This is a genomic window from Rapidithrix thailandica (assembly GCF_039710355.1).
GTDB classification, from domain to species: domain Bacteria; phylum Bacteroidota; class Bacteroidia; order Cytophagales; family Flammeovirgaceae; genus Rapidithrix; species Rapidithrix thailandica.
In genome coordinates this window covers 398,926-413,085 of record NZ_JBDKWZ010000005.1, presented here as the reverse complement: position 1 = coordinate 413,085, position 14,160 = coordinate 398,926, and the positions used below count along the sequence as shown (strand labels likewise).

10 protein-coding genes are annotated in these 14,160 nt (G+C 43.1%); 3 read left to right on the top strand and 7 right to left on the bottom strand.

What is annotated here, in order from left to right; all coding sequences use genetic code 11:
• Positions 1 to 141 precede the first annotated feature (141 nt).
• Complete coding sequence (locus tag AAG747_RS11220) at positions 142 to 1,953, top strand: IPT/TIG domain-containing protein (RefSeq protein WP_346821261.1); 1,812 nt, start codon at positions 142 to 144, stop codon at positions 1,951 to 1,953.
• A gap of 81 nt (positions 1,954 to 2,034) precedes the next feature.
• Here the strand turns inward: AAG747_RS11220 and AAG747_RS11215 are convergent, their stop codons facing one another.
• The 3 genes from AAG747_RS11215 to map all read right to left on the bottom strand — a co-directional run bounded on the left by AAG747_RS11215 (position 2,035) and on the right by map (position 6,004).
• On the bottom strand, positions 2,035 to 3,843 hold the full coding sequence (locus tag AAG747_RS11215) for a DUF4091 domain-containing protein (protein WP_346821260.1): 1,809 nt from the start codon (positions 3,841 to 3,843) through the stop codon (positions 2,035 to 2,037).
• 183 nt (positions 3,844 to 4,026) lie between these two features.
• The gene (locus AAG747_RS11210) at positions 4,027 to 5,142 is read right to left on the bottom strand and encodes a mandelate racemase/muconate lactonizing enzyme family protein (protein ID WP_346821259.1); all 1,116 of its coding nucleotides are present in this window, start codon (positions 5,140 to 5,142) and stop codon (positions 4,027 to 4,029) included.
• A 103-nt stretch (positions 5,143 to 5,245) separates the two neighbouring features.
• A complete protein-coding gene (gene map, locus AAG747_RS11205) occupies positions 5,246 to 6,004 on the bottom strand; it encodes a type I methionyl aminopeptidase (RefSeq protein ID WP_346821258.1) in 759 nt (252 codons plus the stop codon).
• Between the two features lie 226 nt (positions 6,005 to 6,230).
• On the opposite strand from map, the gene AAG747_RS11200 reads away from it, so the two are divergent.
• A complete protein-coding gene (locus AAG747_RS11200; protein ID WP_346821257.1) occupies positions 6,231 to 7,259 on the top strand; it encodes an FAD:protein FMN transferase in 1,029 nt (342 codons plus the stop codon).
• Here the strand turns inward: AAG747_RS11200 and AAG747_RS11195 are convergent.
• Positions 7,249 to 8,031 (bottom strand): alpha/beta fold hydrolase, encoded by a 783-nt coding sequence (locus AAG747_RS11195; protein ID WP_346821256.1) that lies wholly within the window; start codon positions 8,029 to 8,031, stop codon positions 7,249 to 7,251. The genes AAG747_RS11200 and AAG747_RS11195 overlap by 11 nt on opposite strands.
• Positions 8,032 to 8,318: 287 nt before the next feature.
• Between AAG747_RS11195 and AAG747_RS11190 the strand changes: the two genes are divergently transcribed.
• Positions 8,319 to 9,230: a MerR family transcriptional regulator gene (locus AAG747_RS11190; protein ID WP_346821255.1), complete on the top strand. Its 912-nt coding sequence runs from the start codon at positions 8,319 to 8,321 to the stop codon at positions 9,228 to 9,230.
• A gap of 546 nt (positions 9,231 to 9,776) precedes the next feature.
• Here the strand turns inward: AAG747_RS11190 and AAG747_RS11185 are convergent.
• The 3 genes from AAG747_RS11185 to ettA all read right to left on the bottom strand — a co-directional run bounded on the left by AAG747_RS11185 (position 9,777) and on the right by ettA (position 14,051).
• Positions 9,777 to 10,064 (bottom strand): ATP-dependent Clp protease adaptor ClpS, encoded by a 288-nt coding sequence (locus AAG747_RS11185; RefSeq protein WP_346821254.1) that lies wholly within the window; start codon positions 10,062 to 10,064, stop codon positions 9,777 to 9,779.
• Between the two features lie 138 nt (positions 10,065 to 10,202).
• The gene (mutL, locus tag AAG747_RS11180) at positions 10,203 to 12,128 is read right to left on the bottom strand and encodes a DNA mismatch repair endonuclease MutL (protein WP_346821253.1); all 1,926 of its coding nucleotides are present in this window, start codon (positions 12,126 to 12,128) and stop codon (positions 10,203 to 10,205) included.
• A gap of 243 nt (positions 12,129 to 12,371) precedes the next feature.
• Positions 12,372 to 14,051 carry an energy-dependent translational throttle protein EttA gene (gene ettA, locus AAG747_RS11175; protein ID WP_346821252.1) on the bottom strand — a complete coding sequence of 560 codons (1,680 nt, stop codon included), beginning with the start codon at positions 14,049 to 14,051 and terminating at the stop codon, positions 12,372 to 12,374.
• Positions 14,052 to 14,160 lie beyond the last annotated feature (109 nt).

Sequence of the window (14,160 nt, the reverse complement as noted above, 5' to 3'; positions counted from 1 at the left end):
CCTCGAAGCAATTGACAAAGCAAGAAAATTTCAAACTTGCAAATCATACACCTGCAGGCCACATCACTCAGCCAATTTAATACTTATTTGTTTGTATAATAAATTAGCATTTTCTTTACTAAGAAATCAACCTTAAACCAAATGAACCAGCTACCATTACTCCCAAGCAGGGCCTTTATACTTTTTATAAGTTGTGCTTTTTTCATCAATGCATGTAAAACCAGGTCTCTTTCCTCCTCCCCCACTTCGCTCAGCTTCTATCCTAACAAAGGATTTGTCGGAACCCGGGTGCTTATCAAAGGAAAAGGGTTCAGCACAAACCCCGAAGAAAACACCGTGTTGTTCAATGGCGTAAAAGCCTCCATTACGCAAGCTTCCGAAAATACCTTGGATGTATTCGTACCCGATAATGCTAGCAGCGGGAAAATCACGGTAATGGTAAAAGGCGACATGCTCCAAAGTACTGCAACGTTCCGGGTGGTATATATAGGGGCTACCGAGCGTATTGCACATAATGAGGAGCAAACAGAAAATAAGGCCGGTCCTACCACCCCTAAGTTTATTGCGTTTTATCCTAAACAAGGAAAAACAGGAAGGACTGTGACCCTCAAAGGTATTGGATTTAGTAAGCTTCCCGAAAGCAACTCCGTTCAATTTAACGGTGTTCCGGCCACCGTCATCGATGCGACTCCAACATCACTTACCGTACAGGTGCCTCAAGGAGCATCTACCGGAAAAATCAGCATTACTACTCAAGGAAAAACCCTCAACAGCCAAGAAGATTTTACCATCGTATATCTCAAACAAATCTCTGCTACATATTCAAACCTTCTACTTCTGCAAAGTGACAATACGCTTTGGGGTTTGGGCAGCAATATTCATGGTCAACTAGGGCTTGGACCTCTTGCTAATACTAGCATTCCCAAAGAAATCATGACGGATGTCAAGAAAGTGGCATTGGGTGATCAACATATGATGCTTCTGAAAACAGATGGTACCCTTTGGGCTACGGGAAATAATCATAAGGGGCAGTTAGGAACGGGGACGACTCCGGTTATCAAAACCCCTCAAAAAGTAATGAGTAACGTACAGGACATAGTATGTGGCCAGGCAAGCACTTTCCTGCTAAAAACCGACCATTCCCTTTGGGTCTGTGGGAAATTCGACCTTGCAGCAAATAAGTCATCCGTAAACATTCCCCAGAAAATTATGACAGAGGTAAAGAAGCTTGTACTTGGAGAAGAACATGTATTCATGTTGAAAACCGACCATTCCCTCTGGATAAATAACTCAAAAGAAGGGGCTGAGCATTTTTCAAAAATCATGGATGGAGTACTTACGGTAAAGACCAAACATGGGCGAACCTTCTTTCTGAAAACCGACCACTCCCTCTGGGCTTATGGCGATAACTGGGACGGGGAATTGGGAATTGGCTCTTCCCGCAACGCAATTCGTACTCCTCAAAAAATTATGACCGATGTAAAAGAAGTGGCTGTAGGGGTAGACCATACGATGATTTTGAAAAGGGACCATACTCTTTGGGCCACCGGAAGAAATGATTACGGACAGTTGGGTGATGCCAAAGCCGGGATGATTTTACCAAGTTCTAATTACGGGTATGCTATCATTCATAAAAAAGCAACCCCTAACTACCTCAATACTCCAAAACAAATCATGACGGATGTCAAGACGGTTGTGACCGGTCAATATCATACCTTGATTCTGAAAACCGACCATACTCTTTGGGCCACCGGAAGAAACCAATACGGACAATTTGGAGACGGAACATTCAATACCCTAGTCAGCCAACCCAAACAAGTGATGAGTGAGGTAAAAGAGGTGATGGGTGGAGCCACGTATACACTTATTTTGAAAACTGACCATACGTTGTGGACCGCCGGGCAGTCGCTATTTGCCCCTCAAGGCGAAGTATTTACTGAAGTTGGGATTTAATGGAAGTAACTTGTAATCTTAAAAGCCTTTCCTGTTCTGTATGAGGAAAGGCTTTTAAAAGATATACGTTTACAAAAATCTTTATCTTCTGGAAAGTTCATCTACAATCGCTTTGGCTTCGTTAACCATCTCAGCCCCTGAAACGGTTTCGAACTTTTTGATTTCAAATACATCCAAGGCTTTTTGGAGTTTGTTCAAGGCTTCCTGGTTATTTTCTTTTTTGAATTTTTCGGATAAAACCAGCACTTTTTCATACTCTTGGATGCCTTCCCGTAAGCGCTCAAAACGAATGGAACTCATATTCCCCGGATACACAAAATAGGTATCTCCAGCCGGCCAGGCTCTAAAACGGGAGTCTTGCAATGGATTTTTTACCCAGCTGTTGTATGCCCAACGCAAGAAACCGTTGTACCCTTTGGCAGCCGCATACCAACCGATCCAAGCCGATTGAGCCGGAGGAGAGAAAGAGAAATTGTTAGGGTATTCTTCCGTACAGCAAACGTAATAGGTAGTGATCTTGTCCTTGTCAATAGGGCGATCGGTCAATACACTTTTTTCATAAGTTTCCCGGGAAGCCACACAAAGATCATAGATATCGGCTTCAATCTCTTCATGAAAAGTGCCCGCTAAAGCAATCTTGATTTCCGGAGCAATGCTTTTCACCAGGTTAATGGCCCCTTGCATTTCTTCCACTTTGCGTTCATCCATGGCAATGGAAGTCTTCTCCAGCCAACCTTTTTCCGAAAGGTGTTTTCTAAAATCCGTCAGGAAAGGAGTCCAATATGCATTGTGCTCCTCACTTCCGGCTACTAAGGTTAAAGTGTCGTACCCGTTTAGAGCTTCGTCAAAATAACGGAATTGGTTGCCCCAAGGCACCATTGAGTAACAGTTGATACTTTTGGTAATTCCACAGTCCATTGCAAACTCCACATAACGGTCGAAAGCAGTATAATCAAAGGCCCAAGTACCGTCTTTCTTTTTCTTCCAATCGATCATGGCTTCAAAGTGATCGTAGGTTTGTCCGCCCCACGGTGCATGAATGATACTTGTTGTAATGCATTTTTGCCCTGCATCCGCCAAGCGGGTCAACAAGGGACGTAGTAAATCAAAATGCTCTTTTGACCAAAGCTCCACTTCGTGAAAGCGCGCCACGGCAAAAGGATTCTGCCAAATGTCCAGATAGAAATTCCAATCCTTTGCTTCGGGTACCGTTTGGTTCACAACTTCCAATTGCAAATCAAAACTCAACGCTTCGTTCCCTTCCGATTGTACTTTGACCGTTCCGGTATAAACCCCCGCTTTTGCCTCATTGGGTACGTTAACAGTCAACCATACAGGCCTTGTACTTTGAGGTTCGATATCAAAAAACTGACGTTCGTCCAAGGCGTCTGCTACCAGGGAAGAGTCAAAATCCACGCTTTTGCGGTAACCACAACCACCGGCAAACTCATCGGTCATGACATAGCGCAAAAAAGCCGGACGGATAGCGGAAGCAGCAATTGTGGCACCGTCTTGTGAAGTGAGGTCACCGGGTACTATTTCTACCGCTTTGGCTCCTTCTTTCGTCCATAAAGCTAACTGGGCATACACCCGTTCGTTTTTCCAAGCAAAGCCTTTCCATTGGGTTTGCGGGGTAAGTTTTGGCACAAAACTTTTGGCATAGCGTTCGTCCACACTGGCGACACTACCGAGCAAGCCGGCCTCTACCTTTTGCCATTCTTCAGCAGGTACTTCTGCCGGATCTGTCATTTCTTCAAAATCATAAGTAGCCCGTTGAACCGGGGGAGCTGTTTCTACATTTGCGGATTCCTGTTGCTTTTGATTTCCCTGGCATTGCCACAGCAACATTCCACCCACAAGCATAGACGCTAGTAAAGGTAATTTTTTCATACATTTTTCAAGTTTATCGTCCATAGAAGTTATAAAGGTAGTAAAAGGGAAGGAGAATTATAACATAAGGAAGTTTGAGAGAGAAGGATACTTTTCGGAATGAATTAATTCTCAAAAGCAATTTATTCCGATTTTCCCGGCTACAGAACCGGGCCTTACTTACTAAGGCTACAACTGATTGGATCATTCGATCACTACTTTTTCCAAACTTTCAAGATAGCTAGCGTCAAAGCTTGCTCCCAAGCCGGGAACTTCAGGCATTTTGATCGTTCCGTTTTTCAGATAGCTCATCCCCCCTACTACAGGGTCTTGAGCAAACATGAGTGGAGTGTCAAAATCAAAATAAACAATACGGTCGCTACTCAATGCCAAGTGAGCCGAAGCGGTAAACGCCAGCCGTGACTCTAAAAAACCGCCTACTTGCATCTCCATACCAGCCTCTTCCGCCAACTTCACAATCTTTTGGGCCTTGAGCAAGCCGGAAGACTTTCCCAATTTCAAATTAAACGATGTACAAGCATCCAGTGCTATCAAACGCTGTGCATCATGATGATCACAACATGATTCATCGGCCATGATGGGGATAGGGCTTTGTGCTTTTATCTTGGGTAAATCCATAAAAAGCCACCGGGGAATCGGCTCTTCACAGTGTTGTATATGATAAGGAGCCAAGGCTTGTAATGTACTAATCGCTGTAGGGACATTCCAACCTTGATTGGCATCAATACGCAATGGAATTTTCTCTCCTATTACCTCCCGGATCAAGCGAATACGCTCTACATCCCTGCCATCGCCGGCTCCCAATTTCACTTTGATCACAGAAAAACCAGCCTCTTTTATTTGTAGAGCGTCTTGGGCCATTTTACTTGGCTCATCCAAACTAACGGTATAATCCGTCACTAAAGGCTTCCGGTTATTTCCTCCTAAAAAAGCATACAAAGGCAAACCGGCCTGCTGTGCCGCCAAATCAAACAAGGCCATGTCCAAGGCGCTTTTAATACTAGAATTTCCATAAATTGCTTTGTCCATCAAGGCCGAACAAGCCTCTAGGTCCAAAGGGTTTTGACGGAGCAGGGCTTTGGCCAAATATTGTCCCACTGCCATTCCCGTTTCCATACTTTCGCCATTAATAGTTTTAAACGGAGAGCACTCACCGTATCCAATAAATCCGTGGTTGGTATGGATGCGAACAATGACATTCGCAGCGTATTCCAGTTGCTCTAAAGAAGTGATAAAGGGGGCCTTCAACGGAATTTCAGAAGGGTAAAGCTCAATTTTTTTAATCAGCAGTTGAGACATACGGTTGCAATTTATCCAAGGTTTGAATATAGGAAATTTTCCGGTTATTCCCGTGTAACGTATCCCTCCTTGACTCTCACTGGCTTTACCCCCCTGTTTTTATTTAAATACCGTTCGAATGAGTTAAGATGACAGGCTCATCGTCGGTGATTAACAAGGTATGCTCATGTTGCGCGACAAAAGAACCGTTTTTGGTTTTCAGTGTCCAACCGTCAGCTTGCTCGTAGGCATACCGGTCTTTGGTAGAAATGAAAGTTTCCAGTGCAATGACCGAATTTTTCCGGAAACGCGCTTTGTTCCAACGGTCTTTATAACAAAGAATCTCACGAGGAGCTTCGTGTAACTTCAATCCGATGCCGTGTCCGGCCAGGTTTTTAATCACGTTAAAACCCCGTTTTTTGGCTTCCAACTCAATAAACCCGCCAAGGTCTGCAATTTTCACCCCGCCTTTAATTCTACGGATGGCCATATGCAGAATTTCCTGGGAAGCCTGTACCAAAGGGTTCAGTTGTTGAATGTCATCGCCTAAGATAAACGACCCTCCGTTATCGCCATAATACCCGTTCAATTCAGCGGATACGTCAACATTGACCAAATCCCCTTCTTTTAAAATTTTCCGGTTGGAAGGAATACCATGTGCTACTTCATCATTCACACTGATACATGCACAACCTGGAAAGTTATAGTCTTTTTTAGGAGCGGGACTGGCTCCAAAGGATTCCAAAATCCCCCTACCATATTCATCCAGTTCCAAAGTACTCATCCCCGGCCGGGCGTATTCCCGCATTTTTTTTAGTGTAATTCCGACGGCTTCGCAAACCTGCTTCATGCCGTCTAATTCGGCAGCTGATTGTATAGACATAAATTACCTTATTTATTGTATAAATATAAGTATAATACTTTTTTGGTGATATTGTAATATCTGCCTTTGCATAAAAGGGATATCATCCTAAAAAAAACCGATCGCCCAGCTTAAAACGGCCCTCAAAAATACACAAAAAGCCCGGATAAATTATCTCCTGAAAATATTGGTATATTTCTATATTAAAAGGAGTTTTGCGATAACATTTCAATATCAAGTTAAAACAATGGGCAATCACAAAAAAAACATTCTGTACTCCATCATTCTGATCAGTCTGATTTTTCTGGTCTATCAATTCAGGAAAAAAGATAAAATTTCTTTTGAAGAAGTACATATAAGTGGGGAAACCATGGGAACGGTACCTTACAATGTAAAATATTTACACCCGGAAGCTCTTTCCTTTGACAAGGAGATCGACAGTTTATTAAAACAGTTTAACCAATCGCTTTCCACCTATATTCCCAGTTCCGAAATTTCCGAATTCAACCAAGGTACTTCCATTCGTTTTCGCTCCCCTTTTTTCTACCCTGTCTTAAAAGCCAGTGAGCAGATTTATGAAGCCACCGGAGGAGCTTTTGATCCAACCATTATGCCATTGGTACAAGCCTGGGGCTTTGGTCCGCAAAAAGCCGTATCCTTGGATTCGGCTCAAATAGATTCCGTACTGCAATATATAGGTTTTCACAAAATCAGCTTCGACCAAGATAGCCTTTGGAAGACCAATCCAAATGTACAACTGGACTTCAGCGCTATTGCCAAAGGCTATGCCGTAGATTTGATTGCCCAGTACTTGGAAAGTAAAGCTATTCATAACTTCATGGTAGAAGTGGGTGGGGAACTAGTGACCAAGGGCCACAACATCCAGAAAAAAACTTGGTTGATTGGCATTAAAAACCCCAATTATTTAGAAGAAGGAGGCAAAGAACTCACCGCCAAAGTTCAATTGGATAACCGGGCAATGGCCACTTCGGGAAATTATCTGAACTACTATATCAAAGACGGAAAAAAATATGTACATACCATAGATCCCAAATCCGGCTATCCCCTCGAACAAAATTTATTAAGCGCTACGGTTTTTGCCAGGGATTGTATGACCGCCGATGCCTTTGCCACTGCCTTTATGGTACTGGGCACCGAAAAATCCAAAGAGTTGCTAAACAGTAGAGAAGATCTTGAAGGCTTTTTAATTTACGATGAAGCGGGAAAATTAAATGTTTACCACTCCAAGGGGTTAGACTCACTACTCATTCCGTAAACAAAAGTGCCGCATGAGTCCGGAGGAATTGCTGAAGTAAGTAAATATGTCCTCCGGGCACGGTTTGGCACTGACAATGCCTCAGTAGCTTTGCAAAATTCTGAACAGGTTTGGCAGGGATAATGCTGTCTTTGGCCCCCAAAATAATCTTCACGGGAATCTGATACTGGTTCAAAATACTCGCTATTTTTTGAGTATCAAACGTAAACTTGCGATAAACCATCCAGGCATTATAGACCCTGTGGGCTGTAAAAGGATCTGACAAGAGCCGGTAAGCCACCTTATACGTCTCTTTATCCAACCAATTCCGTTTGTAGAAAAGGTCCAAGGTACTTAGTATTAAGTGGGTATTTTCGATGAGGTGTTTAAAAAACAGATTGCCCAAGCGCGTCCCGGTAGCAATTTTATAAATGGCATTGGTCCGGATGCCATCAGGCGCTAATAATACCAATTCTTCCACTTGAACCGGAAATTTCTCCACGATGGCCAAGGCCGAACGTACACCAATGGAATATGCAATAATGCTAAACCGTGTGATACCGTGCTCTTCCAAAAAATGCTCGATGGCTTCACTAAACTGCCTTTTGGAGAGCGACAGCGTGACCAAATGATTGCTGCCGTGAAAAAAAAGGTCAAAACTGTAAACGCTTACATTTTCCACCTTTTCGCCTAATTTCTCATAGATGGACCGGTGCTGACCGAACCCATGAAAGGCCAACACCACCTTTTCGCCATTTCCGTATTTGGTCCATGTAAGTTTGCCTTCTAACATGCGAGTTGTTTATTGTTTTTTTACCTGGTAATTACAATGTACTGGCATTTCTTGCCTGCTTGTCTATTAAGACTCCTTACTTTTATAATAAGTTTCCCGGGAGTCCATAACTTTGTGGATGATTTCTAGTAATTTCTAAAACAGATTTCTTTTAGAGAAAATAGAAACATTTCCATTTTCGTTTAGTTACATAGAGAAATAACCCTTGAAATTCCCTTCAAACAAAAAAGGGTTCTACTTATGTAGAAGAAAAATAGATATTTGTTTAACAACAAACAGAAAAGACGTTGACCGGTTATTCCATCAAAGACCTTGAGCATTTAACAGGCATTAAAGCGCATACCATTCGCATTTGGGAACAGCGCTATAATATCATCCAACCTCAGCGAACCGATTCCAATATTCGTTATTACGACTCTTCTGACTTAAAACTCATGCTAAATATAGCATTGCTCAACAACAATGGCTTTAAAATTTCCAAAATTGCCAAAATGAGCAAAGAAGAAATATGGCAAAAAGTCAAAGATATTTTGGATAACAATGAAGGGTATCAAGATCAGATCAACGCATTGATCACGGCCATGATCGAAATCAATGAAGCCCAGTTTGAAAAAATCCTCTCTACGAACATTCTGCAATTGGGTTTTGAAGATACCATGGTACATATCATTTACCCGTTTTTGATCAAGGTGGGTTTTCTTTGGCAGACCGATGTCATTAACCCGGCACATGAGCATTTCATCTCGAACTTGATCCGGCAAAAACTGATCGTTGCCATCGATGCCCAACTGACTGCTGATCAGGAAAAACGGAAAAAGTACATGCTGTTCTTGCCGGAGGGTGAATTGCACGAATTAAGCCTACTCTTTGCTACGTACCTGATCAAATCCAGGGGCAACCAGGTGATTTACCTGGGGCAAAGCCTTCCCCTTGACGATTTGGAAACAGCTTACCACACCCATCAACCCGACTATTTATTGACAGTACTGACCTCTCACCCCAATGTAGAGAAGGCCGGAAGCTATCTGGAAAAACTCTCGAAGACATTTCCCGAGGCCTCTATTTTCATCTCTGGTTATCAGGTCGTAGGACAGGATCTGGACATCCCTGAAAACATGCTCATCATCACCCATTATAAATACCTCATCCAACATCTGGAAGAAGAAAAGAGGCGATTATCCGGCAAGCGGTATTACTAAGTTGAAAGAAAATAAACGATTTTACAGATCTATCAAACAAGAGACGATTAATCAGCAACAATCCGTTTTTTTCTTACATCAACACCTTGCCGTACAACAGCCTCTTTCTATTTTCCTAACTAATTGATTAAGAGGATTCATCATACCGTCATTTCATTTGCAAGAAGAGAAAAAGAACAGGAAAATAAGAATTCTCCTTTCTCCCTTACCTTTGTAAACTTTCTCTGTGATTAAAAAAACTAAAAAATATAAAGAGGGTCCTTTGCTGAGTTAATAAGTAAAATTCTTTTAACCAGCTATATTCTATATGAAAACTGAACATATTAACGCGTCCTTTGATATCATTTTTTCAAAATCATTAAACAAAATGTTAGTCATTCATAACAATTAAACTTGTAAGGCTACAGGTTTTCTTGTATAAAACACCGGCAAGTTTTGACGAAAGCACACGATCGCTTACTCAACAAATGATAACACAAAAAAGCCATTATCCCGGATACCTTCCGGATAATGGCTTTTGTTATTTTTTGATATACAGGTGATGCCTTATAATACCTCTGCCGAAATTCCCCGGTCACAAATGGCATTTCGCATCGGCACCAACTCTTCAAACGAACCTACCTTTACGGCACACTTTCCTTTATAATGAATGATATACGTACACTGTTCGGCTTGTTCCTGAGAGTGCCGGCATACTTCGATGAGGGTTTGAATCACATGATCAAACGTATTTACATCATCGTTAAAGACCGTTAGCTCACACTGCTCACCTGACCCGGTATCAACCTCTTCCTGCTCTAGTACTTCAGTGTCTTCCTCAAAATGAAATCTCATTACAATCTCTTTATTTAACAAAATACAATTGGTTTGTCACCTCTTTTGTGCTTTCCCTCAAGGCTTTAGCTGCCAGGTTACGCGAAGGTCAACCTCTTCAAAAATACAAAGAATTACCTTTTTTGTAAAGTGAATAAATTATGAAAACATTTCGTGGAGTGTTTTCAAGTCCATGGGCACAATGATTTTTTTACCGTCCGGTGTATAGTTCGGATTGGAGCTCGCAAAAAGTTGCTCGATCAAGGAATTCAACTCCTCGCTTTCCAGCTCTTTTCGATACGTACCGGCCACTTTTTTGGCCAGGACGGCAGCGATATGTCTGTAGCGGGTATTGCCAATTTCATCTTGGCCGTTCTTAAATTGATGAATCAAATCATCCAGTACATCCTTGATATCCCCTTCTGTCAAGTCGGCCGGTACCCCATTGATCATCAAGGCATTTTTTCCAAACTCTTCGATCCCAAACCCGATGGATTGCAGCTCTTCTTTCATCATCAATAATACGGAAAAATCGGCCGGTTGAAACTCATAATTTTTAGGAAATAACAAGCGCTGGGACGAACCGCTGCGGTTTTCCAGCTGCCGGACAAATTTGTCATACAACACCCGTTGGTGGGCCGCTTTCCGGTTGATAATCAACATGCCTGATTTCACCTGACAAACGATAAACTCTTTATGCACCAGGATGTTAGTGCTCATTGTAGGCGCAGGCGATTTGGCTTGGGGGCTGGTCACCGGTATTTTCGGGGGTGCCTGCTCCGCATTGTTAGTTGATTGAGGCGCGGGCTCAAATTTCAGTTCCTCTTGCGAGGCCTCCCCGGGGCTGTTATCCGTCAGGTTGTCGGTTACCTCTTTAAAATTCCAACGGGAAAACTGATTTGACGCGCCCCCCGGGTAAAGTTTTTCCCAATTTCTTTTGTTGTTGGCTTGCCGGGTTTCTTCCGATGCCGCGATGTGACCGGAACCCAATTCCTGCCGGATAATTTTCTCCACATCCGGTTTGTCCATTTCGATCGCGGAGCTGTCCATAGATCCCAAGTTAGTATTGAACTCAAAATCAATGGTAGGAGCTATTCCCAAACCGGATAAAGCTTGTTTAACAGCCGAGCGGATGATGGCATACAAAGCCCGCTCATCGTCAAATTTCACCTCTGTTTTCGTAGGATGCACATTCACATCCACTTTGCGAGGGTCCAGATAGATTCCGATATGGTAAAAAGGATTTTGATCTTCGGTAATTAACCCTTCAAAGGCATTGACCACTGCGTGGTTCAGGTACGGGTGCCGGATGAAGCGGTCATTGACAAAGAAAAACTGTGTTCCTTTTGATTTTTTGGCACATTCGGGCTTACCGATATACCCTTTGATATGAATATCGTTAAACTGTTCCTCTACGGGAATCAATTGATTTTGATAACTTTTCCCAAAAAGGTGAATGATTCGCTTAGCCAGGTTGCCGGCTCGTAAGTTGTAGGTTTCCAAATCATCCTGGTACATCGACATATTGACCGATGGATTGGCCAAGGCTGCTCGTTGAAACTCTTCAATGATGTGTTTGGTCTCTACGGGATTGGATTTCAGAAACTTTCTCCGGGCCGGAACATTATAAAACAAGTTTTTTACGGAGATGGAAGCCCCTTTTGCACAGGCGGTGGGTTCTTGTTCTTTCACTTCAGAACCCCGGATATCAATCCGGCAACCGGTTTCATCATCCTCTCTCCGGGTTTTCAATTCCACTTGCGCTACCGCAGCGATGGAGGCCATGGCCTCCCCCCGGAAGCCAAAGGTTTTGATGGCAAACAAATCATCGGTTTTGGATATTTTAGAGGTTGCATGTCTTTCAAAACACATACGGGCATCCGTTTCCGACATTCCCACTCCGTCATCAATTACCTGAACCAGCGTTTTTCCTGCGTCTTTTACAATTAATTTTATATTCTGCGCTTGGGCATCCAAAGCATTTTCCAACAACTCTTTCACTACTGAAGACGGCCTTTGGACAACCTCTCCCGCGGCTATTTGGTTCGCTAATGTTTCAGGTAAAAGATTTATAATATCTTGCATAATGTTCATTCCTATTTAATGCGTCCTACACCCTTGGGTCTAAAGAATCATTTGCAACGAGTAATAAGCAAAGTTAGACTATTCCTTAAAATTCAAGCATTAAGCACAGAGCAAAAAAGCAAGAGTTAACAATCTTTGACCAAATAAAAGGCCAGAGAGAAGGAAAAAGCTCAGTAATAACACTGTTGCCTTCCTTCTCCCTTTTGCCTTTACCGGTCAAAAACCGACTCTGCTGACAGTTGACTATTTTAAACTTTTGTATCGGATACGTTTAGGCGCCACTTCTCCGAGCTCTTCAATACGTTTTGCTTCGTATTCGGAGAAGTTTCCTTCAAAAAACCGTACCTTCGAGTCTCCTTCAAAGGCCAGGATATGGGTTGCGATCCGGTCTAAGAACCAACGGTCGTGAGAGATCACCACGGCACATCCGGCAAAATTATCCAGGCCTTCTTCCAAAGCCCGGAGGGTATTTACATCCAAGTCGTTGGTCGGTTCATCCAGCAAGAGCAAATTCGCCCCTTGTTTCAGAGTAAGGGCCAGGTGCACGCGGTTACGCTCTCCTCCGGAAAGTTGTCCCACTTTTTTCTGTTGGTCATTTCCCGAGAAGTTAAACTTGCTGACATACGCTCTGGAATTCACTTCCCGGCCTCCCAAAGGAATCAATTCGTTCCCTTCCGAAATGGCCTCCCATACGCTCTTGTTTGGATCCAGGTTAACGTGTTCCTGATCCACATAGGCAATTTCCACCGTCTGACCGATGTCAAAAGTACCGGTATCCGGCTTTTCTTGTCCGGTAATCAGTTTGAACAAAGTAGTTTTCCCTGCTCCGTTAGGCCCTACTACTCCCACAATTCCCCCTTGAGGTAACGCAAAACTAAGGTCTTCAAACAAGAGCTTGTCTCCAAATGCTTTCGACACATCTGCTGCCTCAATTACTTTGTCTCCCAAACGAGGCCCGGCAGGGATATACAACTCCAGTTTGGCTTCTTTCTCCTTCACTTCTTCCCCCAGGAGCTTTTCATACGAATTGATACGGGCTTTTTGTTTGGCATGCCGTGCTTTAGGTGCCATGCGAATCCAGTCCAATTCCCTTTGTAAGGTTTTCTGTCTTTTGGATTCGGTTTTCTCCTCTTGCTCCAGACGGTTCTTCTTCTGGTCCAACCAAGAAGAATAATTGCCTTTCCAAGGAATCCCTTCTCCACGGTCTAATTCCAGAATCCAACCAGCCACGTTATCGAGGAAATAACGGTCGTGAGTCACTGCTATCACCGTTCCTTTATATTGCTGTAGGTGTTGCTCCAGCCATAAAACCGACTCTGCATCCAGGTGGTTAGTAGGCTCATCCAACAGCAAAACATCCGGCTCTTGTAACAACAGTCGGCACAAGGCTACCCGGCGTTTTTCTCCCCCGGAGAGGTTTTCAACTTTGGCTTCTTCCGGAGGACAACGCAAAGCATCCATCGCTCTTTCCAGGCGATTGTCCAGCTCCCAGGCATTTAGCTGGTCTAATTTCTCCTGAACTTCCCCTTGCTTCTGGATCAATTTATCCATGGCATCGGCATCGGCCATTACATCCGGATCGGCAAATTTCAAATTGATATCTTCAAACTCCTTCAACAAGTCCACTACCTCTTTTACCCCTTCTTCGACCACCTCTTTCACTGTTTTTTGAAGATCCATTTGAGGCTCTTGTTCCAGGTAACCCACCGTAAAGCCGGGTGAAAACACCACTTCGCCTACATATTCTTTGTCTAAGCCGGCTATAATTTTTAATAAGGTAGATTTACCGGAACCGTTCAGTCCCAGGACTCCGATTTTAGCACCGTAGAAAAACGACAAGTAAATGTCTTTTAGCACTTGCTTTTTAGGTGGGTAATATTTACTCACCTGATTCATTGAAAATATTATTTTTTCGCTACTCATAAATCGCTCAGCTATTCAGCTTTATAATGAAATTCGCTAGATTTGGTATATAGATAAATTAAAAGGTCAAACCTTGAGCATTCAAGCAAGTTCCCCTCTGATTCACCTC